Raw genomic sequence first — 21,888 nt, 5'->3', positions numbered from 1 at the left:
CCGTGGCAGTCCTTCCTGGTCCAACGCACGGAAAGGATTCGATATGTCAGTCAAACTCCGGAAACTCAGCGAACAGGTCATGGTCATCACCGGCGCCACCAGCGGCATCGGCCTGACCACCGCCCGCATGGCCGCCGAACGCGGCGTGAAACTGGTGCTGGCCGCACGGGCGGCCGATGCGCTCGACGAACTGGCCAGCGAACTGCGCGTCAAGGGCGTCGCGGTCGCCACCGTGGCGGCCGACGTCGGCAACATCGCCGATGTCGAACGCATCGGCCAGGTCGCCATGGAACGCTTCGGGCGCATCGATACCTGGGTCAACAATGCGGGGGTCTCGGTCTTCGGCCGTCTCGAGGACGTCTCGCCCGAAGACCACCACCGCCTGTTCCAGACCAATTTCTGGGGTGTGGTGAACGGCTCGCTGGAAGCGGTGAAGCGCATGAAGACCCGCGGCGGCGGCGCCCTCATCAACATCGGCAGCGAAGTGTCGGACCGCGCCGTGCCGCTGCAGGGGATGTACTCCGCGTCCAAGCACGCGGTGAAAGCCTTCACCGAGTCGCTGCGCATGGAACTGGAAAAGGAAGATGCGCCGCTGTCGGTCACGCTGGTCAAGCCGGCCGCCATCGACACCATGTTCGCGGTGCACGCCAAGAACTACATGGACAAGGAACCGGCCCTGCCCCCGCCGATCTACGCGCCGGAACTGGTGGCCGACGCCATCCTGTACGCGGCCCAGCATCCGAAGCGCGACGTGTTCGTGGGCGGCGCCTCGAAGATGATCTCGGCCGGCTCGCGCGCCATGCCCGGCCTGTTCGACCGCTACATGCGCGCAACCATGTTCAAGCAGCAGAAGTCGCCCGTCACGACCCTCCCGGGCCGCCGCGACGCGCTGCATGCGCCCGACCACACGCACGAACTGCGCCAGCGCCAGGGCATGCGGCACCACGTCGCCGAGAACAGCCTGTACACGAAGGCCAGCCTGCGCTCGGGTCCGCTCATGACCGCCCTGCTGGGCGGCGGCGCGCTATTTGCGGCCCTTACCCTGTCCCGGCGGCTGGCTCGATAGGAAGTCGGTGTCCTCCTCGGTCAGCGGCAGATCGGGGATGGACTCGATGTGGTCGGTGTCGATGTCGGCGCCATCCTTGGCAACGGTATCGCGGCCGGCCGCGGCCCGCTCGCCGGTGCCGCCCATGTCGCTGTCACCCGAAAAATTCGCGTCGCCCACGTCCGGGCCCGCGGTACCGTGCGCGTGGCTGGCCTCCAGGTCCGAGGTCGTGCCTTCGTCGAAATCGAGTCGCTGCTCCGGATCGAGGTTGCCCGCGAAACCGGGGCCGCCCACCACGTCGCTGCCGGTGTCGGAAATGTCGCTCGGACCGAGCGAGTCGATGCCGTGACCCTTGCCCAGGCTACGGTCGGGTCGTTCCGGGAAGTTGTCCGGATCAAGTGTGCTAGCGCCAGTCATGATGCCTCCAGTAGATGATCATTGAACCATGGAGACAGCGTACTGACTTTCGCCGTACAGCGGCGCAGCGCTGGGCAAGGACCTAGAACGCGCGCCGCATCCCGACATTGATGGCCGCGCCGCTGCCCGGACGCACGCTGCCGAGCGGGACGGCGCTCAGGTGCTGGATGCGCGAATACGCGGCGTAGAAGTCGAGCCTGCGCGACACCGCATAGCTGGCCCCGACGGCCACCTGGCGCGCGTCGCGGTCGGCCGGATCGCGGTCGTTCTTGCGGATGAACGAGGCCAGCAGCGTGGTCGCATGGCCGACCGGCACCGCCACCCCGGCCAGCACGTCGCGGCTGTTGGTCGAGGGCGTGGTCGCGATGCCGACGCTGTAGGGATTGTCGGGATTGAACAGCGGCGAACTGCCCCAGCCCTTGCTGGCGCTATAGGCCGCATAGGCAGTGCCCCAGTCGAAGCGCATGTTGGCGGCGAGGAGGGAATTCTTGGCCGCCATGCTGATGCCGACCTGGTCGTAGCGGGTGATCTTGGCCACGTTGCGGTTCTGGTGGGCGGCGCGGATCGTCAGGGGTCCGGCCTTGAGGCCGACCGTCATGCCCCAGGCGCGTCCCGCGGGCGAGCCGTCGACATCGCCCTTGCGCCACTGGGTGCCGGTCGACAGGCCGGCGACACTGCCCTGGTAGGTGACGCTGTCTTCGGCGCGCCGGCCGTTCGGCGCGGCGGCGCCGGCCAGGCCGCCGTGGAAGGGATCGGCGACATCGTTGATCGCCATGTATTCGAGGCTGTACTGCCGTCCGACCGCGAGCGTGCCCGGCGCGCCCTGCAGCCGACGCAGCGCGCCAGCGTTCTCTTCCTGCTCGATCGTGAAGATGGCGGGCGCATCCGCCTGCGCCGCCAGCGCTGCCTGGCCGGGCGCACGCGTGCCCTGCACACAGCTGTCGGTGCAGGCGTATTCCTTGACAGCCCCGGCGTTGGCGCCCCCATGCGGGGTCACCGTGTCTTGCGCCGAGACGCATGCCGCGCTTCCTCCGAGCACGACACATGCGACGATTGACAATTTCATAGCGTCATCCCTCTCTGGCCCTAAGTTAGCCGCTTAGTTCCGAGACGATCTGTCTAATACCGCACACAACTCTAGGGTAGGCCAAAAAACCGGGTTTTGAAACCCGCCGAGCCGAACTTTTATGCATATCGCTTGATCGAGCGCCTTACAATGGGCGGAATTTATTTTGGCCAATAACAAGGACAATCGATGAGACACGCCGCCCGTTTCCTTTCCCTGCTCGGCTTTGCGCTGTGTACCGCGCTTGCCCCGCTGCACGTGTCTGCCCAGCAAGCCCAGCCGGCGGCGGGCGGGCACGTGGACTGGTCGCGCAGCGCGAACATCTACGAAGTCAACATCCGCCAGTACACCAGGGAGGGGACGTTCAAGGCCTTTGCCGCCCACCTGCCGCGCCTGCGCAAGATGGGCGTCGACATCCTGTGGCTGATGCCGGTGCAGCCGATCGGCGCAATGAACCGCAAGGGCACGCTCGGCAGCTACTACGCGGTGCGCGACTACACGGCGGTCAATCCCGAGTTCGGCACGCTGGACGACTTCAAGCGCCTGGTGCAGCAGGCCCAGGGCCTGGGCATGCGCGTGATCCTCGACTGGGTCGCGAACCACACCGCCTTCGACCATCCGTGGACGGTCGAGCACAAGGACTGGTACCTGAAGAACGACAAGGGCGAGATCTATCCGGTCACCTATACCGAGGGCGCGGAGCCGGAGTACTGGACCGACGTGACCGGCCTGGACTGGAAGCAGCCCGGCCTGTGGAAGGGCATGGGCGAGGCGATGGCGTTCTGGGTGCGCGAGACCGGCATCGACGGCTTCCGCGCCGACGTCGCGGCCAAGGTGCCGACCGCGTTCTGGGAGCAGACCCGGGTCGAGCTGGAGAAGATCAAGCCGGTGTTCATGCTGGCCGAGGCCTGGCAGCCGGAACTGCACGGCGCCTTCGACATGACCTATGGCTGGGACACCCTGGGCATCTTCAAGGACATCGCCAAGGGCAAATCCGATGCCCGCGCCCTGCGCGCCTTCCTCGAGAAACCGCCGCTGCCCTACCCCGCCCACGCCTACCGCATGCGCTTCACCAGCAACCACGACGAGAACTCCTGGCACGGCAGCGACGCCGAGCACTATGGGCCGGCGTTCAAGGCGATGGCGGTGCTGGCGGCCACGCTGCCGGGCATGCCCCTGATCTACGGCGGCCAGGAAGCCGGCTTCGACAAGCGGCTGAAGTTCTTCGAGAAGGATCCGATCGACTGGAAGGACTATCCGTACGCCACCTTCTACGCCGGGCTGCTCAAGCTCAAGCACGACAACCGCGCGCTGTGGAATGGCCAGCACGGCGGACCGGCCAAGGTACTGGAGACCGGCAACGACAAGGTGTTCGCGTTCCGGCGCGAAAAGGATGGCAATGCGGTGTCGGTCGCGGTCAACCTGAGCGGGGCGCCGCAGCAGTACACGCTGCCGGGCGGTGCGGCGAAGCGCAGGCTGGCGGCCTGGGATTACCGGATCGACGCGCAGTAGCGTGGGCGGGTCTCCCGCCCACGCGTTCAACCGGCGTTCACACCCCCGATATGCGATTTGCCCGTATCACCGCGTGGGCGGAATCCGCCCACCCTACGTGTTCAACTACCGCCGCAAGGCCCCGAACGCCGCCGGCTCCCACTCGCGCAGCGCCAGCAGCAGGCCGCTGCCGCGGCGCTGCGCCAGCGGCGCCGCCAGGCTCTCCTCGTGCAGCTGCGCGAAGCGCGCCCGCAATTGCCGCAGTTCCGCGCGCAGCTTGGCCTGCGCGCTCTCGGTCAGCATGCCGTGCGCGAAATCGAGCGACTCGCCCTGCTGGTCGAAACCGCCATCGAGGAATTCGTGCATGCCCTGTTCGCGGAAGTAGCGCCGGATCGGCCCGTCGGCCAGCCAGTCGAAATCGCGCGCCACGTTCAGGCGGATGCGGTTACCCGGCAACAGCGTGATCAGCCGCAGGCGGTCCAGGCGCAGCAAATGCTGCACGCATTCGGCTTCGGTCAGCCGGTAGACGGCCAGCATGTCGGCCAGGCTCCAGTGATTCAGCGCGCACACCGCCACCAGCAGCAGCTTCGCGTCCGACACCAGCTCGCCCTCCTGCTCCGCGCTCAGGGTGCGCAGGCGGCGCTGGCCCTGCTGCGCTTCCTGCGCCAGTTCGGCCAGCGTGAAGCCGAGCAGGTTGCAGACCTCGATCACCCGGTCCAGCGTGAACTGCTCGCTCGCGAACAGGCGCTTGACGCTCGGCTCGGACAGGCCGAGGGCCGCCGCCACGTCGCGATAAGTCATCCCCTGCTGCTTCAGCTGGCGCTTGAGGGTGACGATGAGTTGGCTGATTTCTGACATGGCGTTCGGGCGACGGGAAGTGCGGCGAATGGTAGCAGCCCGCTTTGCATCCGGGCAAGCCCGCCCTCAGACAGGGTCGCCGCCAGCGCCACCTGGTTCTTGCCGGCGCGCTTGGCCGCATACATCGCGTGGTCGGCGCGCGCCAACCAGCCGTCCAGGTCCGGCGCCTCGTCCGGCCGGTGCAGCGCCACCCCGATGCTGGCGCCGACCGTCACCTCGGTGGTGCGCAGCGCGAAGGGTTCCTGGATGCGTTCCAGCAGCTTGCGCGCCGTGTCCTCGGCATCCAGGCCGTCGGTCAGCATCTCCAGCACGACGACGAACTCGTCGCCGGCCAGGCGCGCCACCATGTCGGTCTTGCGCAGGGCGTGGGCCAGGCGCGCGCCGAACTGGCGCAGCAGCTCGTCGCCCTCTTCGTGGCCATAGGTATCGTTGACCGCCTTGAAGCCGTCCATGTCGATGAACAGCAGGGCCGCCGGCCGGCCGACGCGCCGCGCGCGGCCCATCGCTTCCGGCAAGGCGCCGAGCAGCGCGCGGCGGTTCGGCAGGCCGGTCAGCACGTCGCGCAGCAGCAGCGCCTGCAGTTCGGCGGTGCGCTCGGCAACCGCGGTTTCCAGCCGCTCGTTCAGCGCCAGCAGCGCGCAGCGGCTTTCCCATTCGCTGCGCACGAGCTTGCCCATCGTGCTCGACAAGACATTGGCTTCATGGAAACCGTCGACCTGCGGGATCGGCGGCGGCTCCGCCCCGAGGGCGGTCGCCTCGGTGGCGCGTTCGATGGCCTGGCCCAGCTGCGCCATGGGACGGCTCAGGCGGCGCGCCAGCAGGGCCACGACGATGACCAGCGCCACGGCAAGCAGGATACTGCCGAGCAGCATGCGCCGCTGCAGGTCGCGCGTGCCTTCGAGCGCCTTGTCCTCGACCTGGCGCACCAGGACCGCCCAGCGCAGCGAGGCCGGATTGTCCGCTTCGCCGGTCTGGCTGTAGCCGGTCAGGTAGGTGCGGCCGTCCGGCCAGCGCTCGCGCAGCGCCCCGGTCTCGCCCTGCAGGGCCAGTTGCAGGCTGGTGGTCACGATCTTCTTCTCGACCAGCTCGTCCGGGCCGAGCATCACGGTGCCGTCGCCGCGCACCACGATGATCTCGGCGCCGTACTGGCGCAGGGCCGGGGTCAGCAGCCTGCGCGCGCGGCGCCGCGCCCAGTCCCAGCTCAGGTGCACCCCGAGCACGCCCAGCACCTCGCCCTTGGGCCCGAGCACCGGTCCGGAGAGATCGACGAAGCGCCAGGGGTCGGGGCTGCGCGGCAGCAGCTTGTCGAGCAGCAGCGCCGGATGGTAGTCGGTGGCATGGACGGTGTGCCGCCCGGCCTGGAACCAGGGACGCGCGCCGACGTTCGCGCCCTCCAGCAAGCCCTTGGTCGAGGCCACCACCTTGCCCTCGGGGTCGGCGATGCCGATCCAGGCGTAGTCGGGGAAGGTGCGCTGCAGGCTTTCCAGCGCCGCCCGGGCCGCGGCGGGATCGCGCGCCTGGCGTACCTGGGGCAGCTCGGTCAGCAGGCGGATGTCGCCGCCGGCCTGCTCGATGACCCGGTTCAGCGAGTCGCGCATCTGCCAGGACAATTGCTGCAGCCGCAGCTCGGCCTCGGCGCCGGCCTGGCGTACCGCGAAGTGGTTTACCAAAGTCAGTTGCAACACGACGGTCAGCGCCACGGTCGCGCATACGGCAATGGTCACCAGGCTGGACAGCCGCAATCTGCAGAGGAAGCCTTTCATGCAACACGAATGAAGTCAAAAGCTGACGATGATACTGCGATCCGGCGCTCACGTTGCCGAAAAGGCAGTACTTAACGGAATCTTTTATTCCCAAGAGGCTATTTTGGCTGAAAAGCAACACTCTCACACAAAATCACACTTCCGCAGCGCCTGTCCTGACCGGAAATCGCGGCATTGTGCTGCCGAACAATTACAAGCATGATCGCCATACTTCATCCAGGGATAACAGCATGACAAGCCACATGGACCGGTTCCAGGAGATGCAGATCTTTACCCGCATCGTGGAACGGCGCAGCTTCACCCTGGCCGCCGACGAACTGCAACTGCCGCGTGCGACCGTGACCAACGCCATCAAGCGCCTGGAAACCCGGATCGGCGCGCGGCTGCTGGAACGCACGACCCGGGTGGTGGCGCCGACGCTCGACGGCCAGGCGTATTACGAGCGCTGCGTGCGCCTGCTGGGCGACCTGGACGAGATGGACAGCGCGTTCTCGCAGTCCGCGCCGAGCGGCCTGTTGCGCGTCAGCCTGCAGGCAAGCCTGGCGCGCCATGTCGTCGCGCCCGCCCTGCCCGCTTTCCTGGCGCGCTATCCCGGCCTCGAGCTCCAGATCGGCGAAGGCGACCGCCTGGTCGACCTGGTGCGCGAAGGCATCGATTGCGTCCTGCGCGCGGGAAAGCTGCAGGATTCGTCGATGGTGGCGCAGCAGGTGACCCGGCTGGAACAGGTGAGTTGCGCCAGCCCCGCCTACCTGGCGCGCCACGGCCGGCCCGGCAGCCTGGACGAACTCGGGCGCCATCGCGCCGTCAATTTCATCTCGTCCGCGACCGGCAGGCCCTACCCGCTCGAATTCGTCGTGGACGGCGAACTGCGCCAGCTGACCCTGGCGGGCCCGGTAGCCGTGACGGGCGCCGACATGTACGCCGCCTGCGCGCTGGCCGGCCTGGGCATCGTGCAGGTGCCGCGCTACCGGATCGAGGCCGAACTGCGCGCCGGCGCACTCGAGATCGTCCTGCCCGCCCTGGCGCCGCCGCCGCTGCCGGTCTCGGTGCTGTATCCGCAGAGCCGGCAGCTGTCGCCACGGGTACGGGTCTTCGTCGACTGGCTCAGGGAGATCTTCGCCGGCAAAGATTCACGTTGACGAGCTGCCGGGCCCTCATTACGATCGAGACAAGTTTGTCGCATGCCCACGCTCCGGCCGTCGTTCCCGCTCATCCACACCAACACCACAGGAGACTCACCGATGCCCATCCCCCGCTCTCGCTCCCTGATTATGTTAGCGGTACCACTTGCCTTGTTCGCGCCGCTGGCGTCCGCATCCACCGGTCCGGTGATCAGGATCGACACGGGCAAGATCGAGGGCGCGATCAGCCACGGTATCGCAAGCTGGAAAGGCATCCCCTTCGCCGCCCCGCCGGTGGGCGCCCTGCGCTGGCGCGCGCCGCAGCCGGCGGCGGCGTGGAGCGGCGTGCGCCAGGCGGGCAGCTACGCCGCCGACTGCATGCAGCTGCCGTTCGCCAGCGATGCCGCCCCGCTCGGCACGGCGCCGGCCGAGGACTGCCTGTACCTGAACGTGTGGAAGCCGGCCAGGGCCAGCGGCAAGCTGCCGGTCATCGTCTGGATCTACGGCGGCGGCTTCGTGAACGGCGGATCGTCGCCGCCGACCTACTCTGGCGCCCCGCTGGCGCAGCAGGGGGCGGTGCTGGTCAGCTTCAACTATCGCCTCGGCCGCTTCGGCTTCTTCGCCCACCCGCAGCTCACGCGCGAGCATGCCGACGGCGCCCCGCTCGGCAACTACGGCTTCATGGACCAGCTGGCCGCGCTGCAGTGGGTCAAGCGCAATGTGGCGGCCTTCGGCGGCGATCCGGCCAACATCACCCTCATCGGTGAATCGGCGGGCGGCATGTCGGTCAACACCCTCCTGACCTCGCCCATGGCCAGGGGCCTGTTCGCGAAGGCCGTGGTGCTGTCCGGCGGCGACGGCGGCACGCCCGCGCCTGGCCTGGGCGCCGTCGAAAGGATCGGCGCCGATTTCGCCGCCGGCAAAGGCATCGCGGCGGACGATCCGCAGGCGCTGGACAAGCTGCGCGCCCTGCCCGCCGAACAGGTGGTCGATGGCCTCAACCTGGCGAACCGCTCGGTGCAGGGCGCGCCGACCTACCACGGCCCGTTCGCCGACGGCACACTGGCGATCGACTCGGGCGCCGCCTTCGCCGCGGGGCGCTTCCACAAGGTGCCGGTGATGATCGGCGCGACCGGCGCCGACATCGGCGGCAAGACCGGCTTCATGGTGGCCGGCGCGCGCAGCCTGGCCGCCACCCTGGCCGACCAGGGCGTGCCGGTGTACGCCTACCGCTTCTCGTATGTCGCCGACTCCGTGGGCGTGCCGGGCGCCCGCCATGCGACCGACATCCCCTTCTTCTTCGATACCGCCGACATCAAGTACGGCGCGAAGAGCACGGCCAGGGATGCCGCCATGAGCCGGGCGATGGCGACTTACCTGGTGAACTTCGCCAGGAAAGGCGATCCGAACGGCGCCGGGCTGCCGGCCTGGCCGCGCTACGCGCGCGCCAGGGACGAGATCATGGATTTCGCCGACACCGGCAAGCCGGTGGTGACGAAGGACCCATGGGGCGCCGAGATCGACGCTGCGCGGGCGGCGGTCGCCAGGCGCCAGTGACGGACCGGAACGGGCGGACGCTACCGGCGGCGACAGCCGGTAGCGGTCCGCTCGTTCGCCATGTGGCCAATTCGGTACATACAAAGAAAATATGTGTGAACTTGCCTTTACCCGAAGTTACAATATTATAAATTTCTTATAGACGATTCATCGTTCCCGTCTCGCGAGCTTGAAAAGACGTCCTGTCTTCCTTGCAGCATTGCAAGGCTTGTTTCTGACTACCTATTCAACCTACGGGCAGCCTGCTGCCCCGTTGCCCATTGGATCATGGATAGCAAAACTCTCAGCCAGAACTTTTCAGTCGCCAAGGTACTCGCCATTTTCATGGTGGTAACCAGCCACTGGTTCACCCATCTTCCCCTGTGGATTCCGTCTGCCGTCGCCCTGTTCATCTTCGGGTTTGCCTCGACCTTCTTTACCAGCCGGCTCCACGGGACGATCATCGATGTCGGGGCATTCTGGAAAAACAAAATCCAGCGGCTCGGCATCCGATATTGGTTCATCCTGGGCGTGCTGTCGGTGCTACTTATCCTGCAAGGCAAGGAGGTGTTCCACTGGCATAGCCTCGTCCATTTCATGGGGATGTCCGGGATCCTGAATCTCTTTGGAGCGAGTGAAAGCGGCCTGGGTCGCGGATTGTGGTTCTTCACGCTGTTATTGCTGTTCTATGTGCTCTACCCATATACAGCGAAAAGGCTGATTGCCTCCCGGGAGACCCCTTTTCTGCTGGCGATCGTGGTGGCAGCCCTGTTGCTTGTCAACCAGGAAGTACGCCTGGGTTTTTCGCTTTGGCTGACGATGATCGGCTTTATTCTCGGGATGTATATCGGCGTTAACCGCTTTCGACTGTCGCGGGCTTTATTGCTTGCCCTTGTTCTGCTATCCGCCTGCGCCTTCGGCATGCTGAATGCGTTCTTCGCCTACCGGGAACTGAACGGCCTGCTGTTATTTGTCCTGTCGACGGCGCTCGCGCTATGGCTCACGGTGGCCGAATGCCCCCGGTTTCAATTCATCGGTTCACTCGCCAGACTGGAAAAATATCTGCTTGAAATCTATCTGATCCACAGCTATTTCTTCATTCGTCCGACAGGTAACCCGATCGTCGATTTCGTTCTCAGTCTCGGGCTGATCCTCGCGGTGGCGATGATATTGAATACTGCCGGGAACAAAATCGTCGGATGGATGTTCCAGGCCAAGCCTCTGCGGGCTGCCCCATGAAGTCGCGTGCGACTTCATGGGGACCGCTCAGGGTTTTCCCGCCAGCCTGCCCAGCATGAATACCCAGTGGTCGACGTCGTCGTCGAGCGCCTTGACCGGCAGCCGTTCATCGCGGCCGTGCGCCCGCAGGTCATCCGGGACGATGCCCCACGAACCATCCACGCCATAGATCGGGATCCCGGCGATGCGGAACGGATTCGCGTCGCTGGCGCCGGTGCTCATTTCCGGGAACACGGGGGAGTCCGGGTGGCGCGCCTTCACCGCGTCCGTGTAGGCGCCGACCACGTCGGGCCGCAGGGGCGAGACGAGCGAGGACACCGCCTCGTCGTTGCGCGTCACGGCGATCGTCCGGTCGGCCACGATCTTCTCGAGTTCCGCCTTGATCGCATCGGGCGAGACGCCCGGCATGATGCGGCAGTTGACCGTGGCCGTCGCCAGCTGGGGCAAGGCATTGTCGGCATGGCCGCCGGCCAGGCGGGTGGCGACGCAGCGGGTGCGCGTGAGGCCGGTCTCGCCCTCGTCCGCCTCGATGGCGTCGGCGGCGCGGCCATCCTTCGGGTTCTTGAGCCACGCGCGCATGGCCTTGCCGAGTGCGCCGGGTTCGGTCTTTTCGCGTCCCGCGAAGTAGGCGCGGGTGGTCTCGTTGAGGCTTGGCGTGAAGCGGTAGCTTTCGAGGCGCCGCAGCGCGTTGGACAGCGCGTAGATGGCGTTGTCGGCGCGCGGCTTCGACGAATGCCCGCCGCGGTTGCGTGCGCTGAAGGTATAGGTCGCATAGGTCTTCTCGGCCGCCTGCAGCGAGAATCCGAGCGCCCGTCCGTCCGGCGCGAAGCCGCCGCCGCCGCCATCGGCATTCAGGCCGAATTCGACGTCGAGCAGCTCGCGCCAGGTAGTGGCGCCCAGTTCGGCGCCGTGGCTGGCCGTCTCCTCGTCCCCGGTGTAGAACACGATGATGTCGCGCGTCGGCTGGAAGCCACCTGCCCTGAGCTTCATGAGCGCCGCCGTGGTGGCCGCGATGCCCTGCTTGATGTCGCTGGTGCCGCGGCCGTAGTAGTAGCCGTCCTTCTCGGTGAAGACGAAGGGATCGGTGTCGCCCCAGTCCTCGCGCTTGGCCTCGACCACGTCCATGTGGGCCATGACCATGATCGGGCGCGCCGTCGGATTGCTTGCCCGCCAGCGCACGATCAGGGCCGCGGTTTTCTCATAGGGCATGACCCGGATATCGGCGTCCGGGAACCCGGCCGCACGGTACTGCTCAGCCAGGTAATGCGCCATTTCCGGAGTCCGCGTACCGCTCGGGACGGTCGGGATATTCACGGTGCGCTCCAGCAGTTCGCGCGCTTTCGCGTGCCAGGGGTCGTCGGCCGGGGTCGCGGTGGCGGCGCCGGCTGCACACAGCGCGGCGATCGGAAGCAGTTTGCGCAAGCTCATCTGGGGCATCCGGGGTAAGTTGTGATGCCCCAGTGTAACTGTTCAATTTATTAACAACAAGCGTGGAGCGATGCCGGCCGCGGCCTGATTGCTTGTGCAGGGGATCGGCGCCAGGCGCCCGTGGCGCTCAGCTGCCGAAGTAGCGCCCCGCCCGGTGCCAGGCCATCACCATGCCGCTCATGGCGATGGCGCTCAGCGCCGACCAGCCCACGCGTTGCGGCGCCACGAGCGACAGCGCCACCAGCAGGATGACGCTGTCGATGAGCACCTGGGTGCGGCCGGCATTGATGGCATAGGTCTTCTGCATCCACAGCGTGAGAATGCCGGTGCCGCCGACGCCGGCGCCATGGCGCGCCAGGGCCAGGATGCCCATGCCGCAGAAGGTGCCGCCGCCCAGGGCAGCCACCATGGGATCCACGTGCCCGATCACCAGCCCTTGGGGGATGAGCTTGAGCAGGGTCATGATCAGCACGCTGCCGGCCAGCGACTTCATGGTGAAGAGCGGCCCCATGAACAGGTAGCCGAACAGGAAGAACGGCACATTGATCAGCATGAACAGCAGGCCGACCGGTTGCTCGGTCACGTAGGACACCAGCAGCGCAATGCCCGCCACCCCGCCCGTGATCAGTCCGGCGGCCTGCAGCAGCAGGATCCCGGTGGAGACGAACAGCACGCCCACGGCGATCCCGTAGACGTCGTCCAGCAGGGAATGCGGCTTGACCGAAAGCGGACGGCTTGCCGGCGCCGTTTGCCGTTGCAGGGCGCCCTGCATCATCGCACCACCGCTGCGACCGGGGCGGAGAACGGCGTTGACGCGCGTCCGCGCGCACGCGGACAGCCGGCCGCGAATACGAAACCGCCCAGGCGGGACGAACACTCGACGAACATGGCGCGCCCGACCGGGGCGGGCAGGAGATGATGCTTCATTTTCCTTACAGTGTACAAAGGCAAACCCAGCCGCTGGTCGTGTCTGACCGTGGCAATCATGGTAATGAAATGGGGAAATCCGGGCGATAGCCCTCCATTATCGCCCATGTTGCACCGCAATGTAACTAAGGGACATCCACAAGTACATCACTCGGCGGCAAGTTGTTTAATACTCTACTGGTTTCGCCCATGGCAAAAGGGTAATGGCCAGGGAAAGCCTGCTAATATTACAAAAACAATGCCTGTCCAGTCGGGAGACGATCGCCCTGTCCCGGGCTGTCGTTTCGACGGACAAGGCAGACATTCATCCCGCACGCGTCCGGTTTCCTGCATGCGTGCGGTGACTATCAGTTCTGGAGACAAAGATGAGTCAACAACAAGTCGCCCTGGTCACGGGCGGCAGCGCCGGCATCGGCCGGGCCATTTGCGAAGCCTTGCTCGCGCAGGGCCGCACTGTCGTCAATCTCGACTACAACAAGCCGGACTGGAGCCACGAGAATCTCGTGTCCTTCCAGGCCGACCTGACGAAGGAACAGGAAACCAAGGCCATTGCCCAGCAGATCACGTCGGCCTACGACGTCACGGCGCTGGTCAACAACGCCGGCGCCACGCGCCCCGGCACGATCGACACGGCCACGATGGCCGACCTCGACTACGTGGTCGACCTGCACTTCAAGGCCACCATCATCCTGATCCAGGCGGCGCTGCCGGCGATGCGCGCCTCGGGCCAGGGCCGCATCGTCAACATGTCCTCGCGCGCCAGCCTCGGCAAGCCCGAGCGCATCGTCTATTCGGCCACCAAGGCCGGGCTGGTCGGCCTCACGCGCACGCTGGCGCTGGAGCTCGGCGGCGACGGCATCACGGTCAATGCCGTGGCGCCGGGCCCGATCGCGACGGACCTCTTCCGCAAGAGCAATCCCGACGGGGCGCCGCAGACGAAGCGCATCATCGACAGCATCGTCGTGAAGCGTCTCGGCACGCCGGAGGACGTGGCGCGCGCCGCCATGTTCTTCCTGTCGCCCGACAACGGGTTCGTCACCGGCCAGGTGCTCTATGTATGCGGCGGCACGACGCTCGGCGTTGCACCGATCTGATCCAGCTTCGCTACGGGGCCGCAGACCGTGCACCCGTGCATTCCTGTGGACGGGCCTGTCCCGTCCGCTTTGCGCCCAGGCGGCAACCCGCCTGTGTTGATTCAACTTCCTCGGAGGCTCTTCCATGCCACGTTTCTCTTCTGATGCCGCTCTGAAGCGCCGCACCTTCATCCTCGCCGCCGGGGCCGCCGTCGGCGCCCTGTCGCTGGCGCCCCTGGCTGCGCACGCCCAGGCGTTCCCGACCAAGTCCATCACGATCGTCGTGCCCTTCTCGGCCGGTGGCACCACCGACATCCTGGCGCGCGTCATCGGACAATACATGAGCAAGGACCTTGGCCAGCCGGTGATCGTGGACAACCGCGCCGGCGCCGGCGGCAACATCGGCGCCCAGGCCGTGGCGCGTGCCACGCCCGACGGCTACACGCTGCTCATGGGTACGGTCGGTACGCATGCCATCAACCAGAGCCTCTACAAGAAGATGTCGTTCGACCCGATCAAGGACTTCGCGCCGCTGTCGCGCGTGGCCCTGGTGCCGAACCTGCTGGTGGCCAACCCGTCGCAGCCCTTCAAGAATGTGAAGGAAATGATTGCTTATGCCAAGGCCAATCCGGGCAAGGTCACTTTCGGCTCGTCGGGCAATGGCAGCTCCATTCACCTTTCCGGCGAACTGTTCAAGCACATGGCCGGCGTCGACATGCAGCACGTGGCGTATCGCGGCAGTGCGCCGGCGGTGACCGACCTGCTCGGCGGGCAGATCGCGGTGATGTTCGACAATATGCCGTCGGCGATTGGGCATGTGAAGACCGGAAAGCTGCGTCCGCTGGCGGTGACCACGCCGAAGCGCTCGCCGGCGCTGCCGGATGTGCCGACCATTGCCGAGGCTGGCGTGCCGGGGTATGAAGCGACGTCGTGGTTCGGGTTGCTGGCGCCGGCCAAGACGCCTGCGACGGTGGTGGCCAAGCTGAATGCGTCCATTCTCAAGGCGCTGGCTGATCCGGAGGTGAAGAAGAAGATGGCGGAGCAAGGAGCGGAGCCGTATGGGGAGAAGCCGGAGCAGTTTGCGGCCTTTATTCAGAGCGAGACGGCGAAGTGGGGCAAGATTGTGAAGCAGTCGGGGGCGACTGCGGAGTGATCGCGAGATAGCCTAGTCTTTCTCCGCAAGAAGAACAAAAAGCCCCAACTTCTGGGGCTTTTTCACAATTGTAGTGGAAGCGGTGTCAGCAGTATTTTCACTATGAAAAAGAAGACATTTTTTAGCGGCTACCCACCGGCCTACCCACTGCCCTCTTCACTCAACGTTTTAGGAAATATTCCTTAGTATAGATTCGGCGCCGAATCGTCCAGTAAATTCCACGATCGACGCAGGCTGTGTAAAAACGCTGGCAAGAGGCTGCACCGCAAAACCCAGCCTCTCAAAACGGCCGCTACGGCTGCGCATGAATACGCACCCATTACAAGCAATATTATCCAGCCTCAAGTCGATAACCTGCGCTATTTACATATTCCTCAACTTCATCAATCAGGTTCTTCAAATAATTGAGCGTAGCGTCCTTGAGTGCACTTAATTGCTGAATGGACAATTCGCGACCATACTCTTCAAAAGAAACTTCACCATGAGCTAATTTATTTCTTCCATTCTTGATTGTTTGCAGCTCACTTGCAGTTTCCCTCACCACCACCCCATATTTTGAAAAAGTTTCTTTGATTTTTCGGGAATCAAGGTTCCCGCTATAGAGAGAATAGTGCTTTTCCATTTCCTCATAGGAAACTTCAAATTTCGCATTTCTCATCAACATACCAATTAAACTTTGAACAAAAGGAACGGCATCATGAAAGCTTTGCTTCTTCTCGATCACAGAATTAAAATATACCAGGGTAAGATCCTTGATTTTATCATTTAAATCAAAATACCCCACATCCTTAGATATTACGACTTCATGAATCCTAATCAATAGCTTAGTAACCACCGATTCTACAATGTTATACAAGAGTAGTATGGCCGAAGCTTTTTGCGTTGTCTTAACAGTGGTAGGCAAATTCACATAATTGCCTTGATAATGCAAAAGATACTCACCATCTTCAATCTTCCTCAACAGATCGAGGTATTGATCGATCTCACTCCTTCTAGCGGTAAAATCACCACGTATTGAAATCATTTTGCACCAAGCTCAATAAGCATATCGAAAATAAAATCAACTCGACCTTTGAGGCGAGTCTTCTGGTGCAATTCATTGGCAACGTGGGTAAACTTCTTAAACTCGCCGTCCTTTAGATATTTTTCAATAGTTTCAGGCTTAAACTTCTCGAAGTCTGGCTTATGGTTAACACTTTCGAGATAGCGCCAAACCCCCACAGAAATAGCCTCGAATACTGAACGCTTGGTTTGCGGATTTCTAGTATGTCTAAACCCATATGGGAAACATTTATCGACGAAATCGACCACAGCATTAATTTTACGCGCATGCTTTGACATTTCAATCTCACGCCCGGTCTCGTCCAAGTCTTCTAATTCTCTATTCTTTTTATCCAAGTATGCATCCAAATAGCCAGCAATACCGCTACCGCTGATCCCTTTCTGATGCATATCATTTTCAGAAATCGCAAAGAATCTCAACAGCAACTCTTCACGCTCTTGCCGCTTCTCCAGCCATTTGTCAATTAGCGTAAGATTCGAGAATTTCTCCTCCGTCTTACAGTAATCATATAGGAATTCATTAAACGGCCCAATATAGATGCCTTTTCTCTTCTCCATCGGCTTTAGAAGATCGCTACCCCTATTAATCCTTTCAAACATGTCCTTTTTAACATCATCGGCAGTTTCTTCGGAAAGGACGATAAGCCGTAAAGCTGTGCTCAATATCTTGCCTCGGCGCGAAACGTCTAGTTCATTAAATTTATATCCATTTAGAGCATCAAGCGATTCCAGATTATTGAGTTCAAGCTCATTCCTAACGAAACTGTGGAGCGTTCGCACCCTCTGGGAACCGTCTACTATTTCCCAAGAGCTATCCTTGTTTTCGGCGACAAAAATGAAGGGAATTGGCAATCCGAGAATAATAGATTCGATCAGCTTAGACTGTCTTTTCCGATCCCAAGTAAAGTCACGCTGATATTCTGGAATAAAGATGTAATTATACTTCCCTGGATCCGTTACCTTTTCCGAGTTTACCTCATCAAGACTTGAATCGTATTTTGCGACAATTACCTCGACAGTTAAGTCGCGAATGTCATAACGTACAGATTTTCTTTTCTGATAAATCTGGTCCTCAACCTCTGATAACTGCATGCGATGGTTTTGGCTACTCATAAATATTTTCCAATAACGTGTAAAGTGGTTAGGCAAAGCAAACTTTTAGCAGGTCGACCAAGTTTATTTCAGGCTGGAGATGACGTAACGAACGTGCATTGGCACCTTTAGAATTTTTAGCAAAGAGCGGGATTACCTGCTTACGAAGTTATAGAGACTTTCATGATTTACGATGTCAATAAGAATTAGCAATCTCAAAAATCCCTCAGGAACTCGAAAGACTCAGTAGAATTTGACATCATTAAGGAACTAAAAACACGCATTCTAGAAGTCATAGGGGAGTCAGACCTAATACTAGACCAGACATAGAGCTTGTTTCTGTACTGTATTTACAATACGAATTTGATGGAAACTCAGCTTCACCTCGCTTCACCATCGATATCAATTTTCCGAAATGAAGCCACGCGTGCGCCAGATCGCGCGGACGTAATCTTGAAATCTATATCCCTCGCCGAGCAAGAGCTTGTCAGCGTGGTCCGATACGATGACTTGAGGGATCACGCCAGTGCGCTTACCTGTCTCTGCGCAAAATTTCGCGAGTTGAGTAAACATGTTGGTCACGGCCTTCATATCTTCATCAACGTCGTCCTCGCGCTTAGCTTGCTTGGCCAACACCCCAGCGTCGAATTCATCCGCATCATCTAAAGACGCCGGGAAGTAAACTTGGGTAGGTTGATCCAAGAAGAGGATTGGCGGAATTTTACAGCCACTCTCTGAACGCGCGGCGAATTGGTAGTGTAATGCCATAAATAGGACCAAGTGGGAGTACAGCCAATTCGCACCACTTCCCATTGACCGGAGATAAACGCGCGTTTTAGCATCCTGCTGATACCACAGATCAAACGTCTCTATATCGAACCGAAGTGCCGAAGGTTTGTACGTTTCCTCAAAGTCAAAGTGGTTGCCGAGCTCGCACATTTTAGCATCGATATCTTGACTCAATAGATGGAGCCTATCTTTAATGTCGTATTGAGCGAGTAGCCCAGCAAGTCGTTCCACCTCTTTGAGCCAAAGTTTTTCTTGCTCAGATAGCTCTGATTCAGGTTTAGCCAACTGATCTTGAATAGCGATCTCCAGTCGGAGCTTGGCTTTTGTCGCCTGTTCATTAATCGATTTTGAAGTTTTGAGCCTTTCGATTTCTTCATCGAACGGCCGGATATCGGCCTGAATGTGACGAAGCTCCTCATTTACAACGTTGAGTTCATTCAAGAGCTTTCGGCGCTCATCCGCGAAGCTCTCTCGGGCATAGGAAGAGAGTTTGAGCTCCTTGTTTAGCCACTCAATAGCACCTACAAGCTTGTTGGCTTCAACAGCAGGAGTTGAACTGTGAGTTTCACACAGAGGACAGTAGGCCTCAGATAACACCGTGGACACTGGCAACCTTTCCGCCATCATGCCCAGGCTAAATTGAGTTGCCGATGTGATTGAGTCATTAATCATCCTAACTTGGCCCTGAAGCTTACGCTTCTTTACAAGGGCGTTCGATTGCTGTGCTTGTAGTTCCCCCCGGCGTATTTCGATTTTATCCGAAAGAACATCAATTTTAATCGAGCGTTCGGAAATTAATTTTAGAAATAGCTTTGGCTTTAGATATATCTCTTCAGCCGTGGCATTCACAAGTGAAAAGCCGGCCAAGCTCTCGAAATCGGTTAAGTGGCGATTATAAGAAGCAATAGCCGCTTCTCTACGCTGTGCCTGCTTTGGAATTTGTGCCTGGAGTTTGTTAAGCTCGTATTTTGCAACCTCGAATTCCTTATAAAGGTCGAAATAGTTTTCATCGACAAGGCCCATGAGGATTTTAAAATGGTTGATTGCTTGGTCGCGCTTTTCCTTCTCGTCAAAGCGATAAAAGATTGCATGCTTGTTAGCAATCAAATTCTGGTGCTGAAGCATGAAGGACAAAAAACTCCGAACTGACGGAGTTGGAGATTTTTTGCGACCTACCGCTTTGAGGAATGGATCTTCATCAACATTTTCCAAAGTGATCCCAAAATACCTCCCGATGCTTTTCTTAAAGTCAGAAAGCGGCATGTAGTGTTTGGGATCGAAAAATGCTTTCGGTCGCTCGATGAATTTTAACAGTTGATCTGCATCGGTACCTTGTACCTCTAACAGGAAGCAGCGTTCCGATTTCTTCTTCCGTCCAGCTACGAGAAAGTAACCGGGAAATTGCAGCGCGATGAAGAACATCTCGGCTCGCTCAGTGATTTTGCCCACGGGAATAGTATCTTCGGTACTACCTAGACAATAATCGAATATTTCAAGGATCGCACTTTTGCCAGTGGAGGACTTACCGGTGATTACATTGAGCCCAGACTCGAAACGTACATAGTGAAGCTTCTCTTTGATGTCAACGACACCGATGTATCGCAGAAAGCATTTCATAGCGACTTAAATCCTAACGTCCTGTAAATGGAAACAATATCGACTTCAGCGAAAATGATAGACAGTCGGCGAGCGGCTTCAAGTTGATTTGGGTTGGCATTATCTGTCGTGACATCGCCTGCTGTCTTCACCGTCAAGCCATCCGTGATTTCAATCTTTCCCTCTGCTTTAAGAACAAGCATTGCAGCGTGAGTCAGCGGTTTGAACTGCTGAGCGTTTCGAGTCAATCCCACAAGCCTAGACTGCTCTTTACAGAGGGTCCGAAGATTGCTAGTTTTCCTTACAGTAAGAAGATATTCCTGCATAGCAGGGTATAACACCATAGGAAGCACTAAATAGCTGAGCAGAAAATCTCTTTCGCGAGGCTGAGAGCTGGCGAAGAACTGATGAATGACTGGAGCTAATGCAATAGGTGAGCGATGAAGCGTAAAAAGGTGTTCAACAGGGCCTCTAGTCATTTCCAAAGCCTCCAGTGAAACTCCTTAAGTGGGCTTGCAGGCTCTTCGTCAGCCAACATATGGTAAATTCCATTACGGAATTCAATAGGCGTGAAATCGTAGGTACTAAAGCGCTCAGCAGCTTCGGCGCAACGTTCATCATAAAAAGTACAGGATGCCTTTTGTAGCTCAGCATGAGACCACGCCGAACTACATTTCCGCATGAAGCTCGACCGACTAGATCGATGCATCCTTAGCTGATTCTTGCTGTAGTCTTCTATGTCCTCTTGGGCCGTAGTGCAGTCCTTGATCAGTTCAGCAATGTATTGCTGTGCATGAAGCAAGTCAGCTGTTGCTTGAAGAATGATCTCTTCGTCACTGCCAATTTCATCTAGTTTTATGGCATAGAGGCGATCGCGCACATCCATTCTGGAGGCTTCGATCTCTACATCATCGCTGTTAAGACGCGGGAATTTCAACGACCCAATAAGGTATCGGGCGGTAAGTTCAGCGAATTTTTTATCAAACTCTGCAGCGGTAAATCTCCAGCCTCCTGTAATCTTAAGAGCGCTGGTCATGAAACCGAAGAGGTCATCTAGAAAAGAGTCCATGCGATGCGGTTGGATACCCTTGAGATAGCGCATTTTGTATGTGGAAATCAGCCCTAGCAAGTCGGGCTGGTCCGTGATTATCTTGACCTTAGATAAAGCTTCCATCAATGACTCTCGAACGTTCGTTGCCAACACCTTGCGCTGAAGTTTCAGCACTTCCGATGGATTGACACTTTTACGCTCAATCTTCCCATCGTCAGAGGCCTTATCGTTTGGCTTGCTTCCGCCGTTATCCGCAGATTGCTTTGCCTTTTCAAACCTAGCCTCGGCCGCCTCGTGAATAGTTTTAAGTACAGCCAGACGGCCATGGACATCGAGTTGCTCCCAATTCTTTAGCGACGCACGCTCGCCATATGCTTGAGTCGTCAAAAGAATAAGATTGGCATATTGTTGGTGACGAAAATCGGGCTTTAGCCAATTATTGAGTGTGTTCCAAAAATTTTCGTGACCGTCGGTCAAGCTATCACCGTAGTCCTTGATCTCTACTTGGTCACGCCCCTCCACAGTCACGTCACCGAAGACCTCAATCCATAGCACGTCGTGCTTTTCGAGAGTATGACAGTAGTTAATCGCCACATGAATCTGGTACTTCAAAGCCTCAAAAAGCTTCGTAGCATCAAAGTCGAGTTTTACGTTCACACCGCTCCAATCTTTATAAAAACGATCGACGACACAACAATTGGTTGCGCTTTTTTCGCCTGGGATTATCCTATACTGTATAAAAATACAGCTTTTCCCTGAGAAGACTAAAGCTTATCAGCATTCATTGGCCGAAAGCAATTCATGACATTGCTCAGTTCAATTTGGCACCTTCGCGCTTTGCAAGCCTGGAAACGAGCCCTGTATCGTAGTAGCTAGGGCTGTGGGGTAAGAAACGCTGGGACTTGGCTGTTCAAGACTTCCGCTGTGCAGCTTTCGCGAGGGTAGGACAGGTAACCCTTTCGAGGCAAATTCAGTGCCAACGCGTCACGACATGTGCCGGTACAGACAGCCAGATAGAACTTTATCGCCTACGGTCCGCTGTTTCGAAATCCCGCACTGGCAATATTTGGGGCAGCGGGAAGCCACGGCGTGAGGGATGTATGCCGCTCCCTTCGCTGATGTTTACTCGGGCGGCAGCGGTAGATTAAAGCCTCTGGCGTAGATGATGATGCATTAGCGGG

At 59.7% G+C, this 21,888-nt stretch carries 18 protein-coding genes; 7 read left to right on the top strand and 11 right to left on the bottom strand.

Features of this window, described 5'->3' with window-relative positions:
- Positions 1-43: 43 nt before the first annotated feature.
- Positions 44-1,066 carry an SDR family oxidoreductase gene (locus tag H162_RS0106705; protein ID WP_026354323.1) on the top strand — a complete coding sequence of 341 codons (1,023 nt, stop codon included), beginning with the start codon at positions 44-46 and terminating at the stop codon, positions 1,064-1,066.
- Here the strand turns inward: H162_RS0106705 and H162_RS30285 are convergent.
- The gene (locus tag H162_RS30285; protein ID WP_020652684.1) at positions 1,025-1,462 is read right to left on the bottom strand and encodes a hypothetical protein; all 438 of its coding nucleotides are present in this window, start codon (positions 1,460-1,462) and stop codon (positions 1,025-1,027) included. The two genes, H162_RS0106705 and H162_RS30285, sit on opposite strands and share 42 nt — an antisense overlap.
- 82 nt (positions 1,463-1,544) lie before the next feature.
- Positions 1,545-2,528: a porin gene (locus H162_RS0106695; protein ID WP_084676950.1), complete on the bottom strand. Its 984-nt coding sequence runs from the start codon at positions 2,526-2,528 to the stop codon at positions 1,545-1,547.
- A 189-nt stretch (positions 2,529-2,717) separates the two neighbouring features.
- Here H162_RS0106695 and H162_RS0106690 point away from each other — a divergent pair, with 189 nt between their 5' ends.
- Positions 2,718-4,040 (top strand): alpha-amylase family glycosyl hydrolase, encoded by a 1,323-nt coding sequence (locus tag H162_RS0106690; protein ID WP_020652682.1) that lies wholly within the window; start codon positions 2,718-2,720, stop codon positions 4,038-4,040.
- Positions 4,041-4,145: 105 nt separating this feature from the next.
- Here H162_RS0106690 and H162_RS0106685 read toward each other — a convergent pair whose 3' ends face one another.
- Both H162_RS0106685 and H162_RS30280 read right to left on the bottom strand, forming a co-directional pair.
- Positions 4,146-4,877 carry a helix-turn-helix domain-containing protein gene (locus tag H162_RS0106685; RefSeq protein ID WP_026354322.1) on the bottom strand — a complete coding sequence of 244 codons (732 nt, stop codon included), beginning with the start codon at positions 4,875-4,877 and terminating at the stop codon, positions 4,146-4,148.
- The gene (locus H162_RS30280; RefSeq protein WP_051109890.1) at positions 4,832-6,640 is read right to left on the bottom strand and encodes a sensor domain-containing diguanylate cyclase; all 1,809 of its coding nucleotides are present in this window, start codon (positions 6,638-6,640) and stop codon (positions 4,832-4,834) included. The genes H162_RS0106685 and H162_RS30280 overlap by 46 nt, the downstream gene beginning before the upstream one ends.
- A gap of 242 nt (positions 6,641-6,882) precedes the next feature.
- Between H162_RS30280 and H162_RS0106675 the strand changes: the two genes are divergently transcribed.
- The 3 genes from H162_RS0106675 to H162_RS0106665 all read left to right on the top strand — a co-directional run bounded on the left by H162_RS0106675 (position 6,883) and on the right by H162_RS0106665 (position 10,536).
- Positions 6,883-7,779, top strand: a complete 897-nt coding sequence (locus tag H162_RS0106675; protein ID WP_020652679.1) for a LysR family transcriptional regulator — start codon at positions 6,883-6,885, stop codon at positions 7,777-7,779.
- A gap of 132 nt (positions 7,780-7,911) precedes the next feature.
- Positions 7,912-9,318 (top strand): carboxylesterase/lipase family protein, encoded by a 1,407-nt coding sequence (locus tag H162_RS0106670; protein WP_229451962.1) that lies wholly within the window; start codon positions 7,912-7,914, stop codon positions 9,316-9,318.
- A 267-nt stretch (positions 9,319-9,585) separates the two neighbouring features.
- A complete protein-coding gene (locus tag H162_RS0106665) occupies positions 9,586-10,536 on the top strand; it encodes an acyltransferase family protein (RefSeq protein WP_020652677.1) in 951 nt (316 codons plus the stop codon).
- A 27-nt stretch (positions 10,537-10,563) separates the two neighbouring features.
- Here the strand turns inward: H162_RS0106665 and H162_RS0106660 are convergent, their stop codons facing one another.
- Both H162_RS0106660 and H162_RS0106655 read right to left on the bottom strand, forming a co-directional pair.
- Positions 10,564-11,964 (bottom strand): M20/M25/M40 family metallo-hydrolase, encoded by a 1,401-nt coding sequence (locus H162_RS0106660; RefSeq protein ID WP_169444452.1) that lies wholly within the window; start codon positions 11,962-11,964, stop codon positions 10,564-10,566.
- Between the two features lie 127 nt (positions 11,965-12,091).
- Positions 12,092-12,739, bottom strand: a complete 648-nt coding sequence (locus tag H162_RS0106655; protein ID WP_020652675.1) for a YitT family protein — start codon at positions 12,737-12,739, stop codon at positions 12,092-12,094.
- Between the two features lie 517 nt (positions 12,740-13,256).
- Between H162_RS0106655 and H162_RS0106650 the strand changes: the two genes are divergently transcribed.
- Both H162_RS0106650 and H162_RS0106645 read left to right on the top strand, forming a co-directional pair.
- Entirely contained in the window at positions 13,257-13,985 is a 729-nt protein-coding gene (locus H162_RS0106650; RefSeq protein WP_020652674.1) for an SDR family NAD(P)-dependent oxidoreductase, read from the top strand.
- A 124-nt stretch (positions 13,986-14,109) separates the two neighbouring features.
- A complete protein-coding gene (locus H162_RS0106645; protein WP_020652673.1) occupies positions 14,110-15,117 on the top strand; it encodes a Bug family tripartite tricarboxylate transporter substrate binding protein in 1,008 nt (335 codons plus the stop codon).
- Positions 15,118-15,448: 331 nt separating this feature from the next.
- Here H162_RS0106645 and H162_RS33915 read toward each other — a convergent pair whose 3' ends face one another.
- The 5 genes from H162_RS33915 to H162_RS0106630 form a co-directional block, all read right to left on the bottom strand.
- A complete protein-coding gene (locus H162_RS33915) occupies positions 15,449-16,141 on the bottom strand; it encodes an MAE_28990/MAE_18760 family HEPN-like nuclease (protein WP_156885492.1) in 693 nt (230 codons plus the stop codon).
- Positions 16,138-17,292, bottom strand: a complete 1,155-nt coding sequence (locus H162_RS33130; RefSeq protein ID WP_084676949.1) for a DUF262 domain-containing protein — start codon at positions 17,290-17,292, stop codon at positions 16,138-16,140. The genes H162_RS33915 and H162_RS33130 overlap by 4 nt, the downstream gene beginning before the upstream one ends.
- A gap of 381 nt (positions 17,293-17,673) precedes the next feature.
- Positions 17,674-19,677 carry a DUF3732 domain-containing protein gene (locus H162_RS0106635; protein ID WP_020652671.1) on the bottom strand — a complete coding sequence of 668 codons (2,004 nt, stop codon included), beginning with the start codon at positions 19,675-19,677 and terminating at the stop codon, positions 17,674-17,676.
- Positions 19,674-20,135, bottom strand: coding sequence for a three component ABC system middle component (locus H162_RS33125; RefSeq protein WP_084676948.1), 462 nt, complete (start codon positions 20,133-20,135; stop codon positions 19,674-19,676). The genes H162_RS0106635 and H162_RS33125 overlap by 4 nt, the downstream gene beginning before the upstream one ends.
- The gene (locus H162_RS0106630) at positions 20,132-21,364 is read right to left on the bottom strand and encodes a hypothetical protein (protein ID WP_020652670.1); all 1,233 of its coding nucleotides are present in this window, start codon (positions 21,362-21,364) and stop codon (positions 20,132-20,134) included. The genes H162_RS33125 and H162_RS0106630 overlap by 4 nt, the downstream gene beginning before the upstream one ends.
- Between the last annotated feature and the right edge of the window lie 524 nt (positions 21,365-21,888).

Origin of the sequence: Massilia niastensis DSM 21313, assembly GCF_000382345.1 — a bacterium.
GTDB classification, from domain to species: Bacteria; Pseudomonadota; Gammaproteobacteria; order Burkholderiales; family Burkholderiaceae_D; genus Telluria; species Telluria niastensis.
This window is presented reverse-complemented; position numbering and strand designations above follow the sequence as displayed.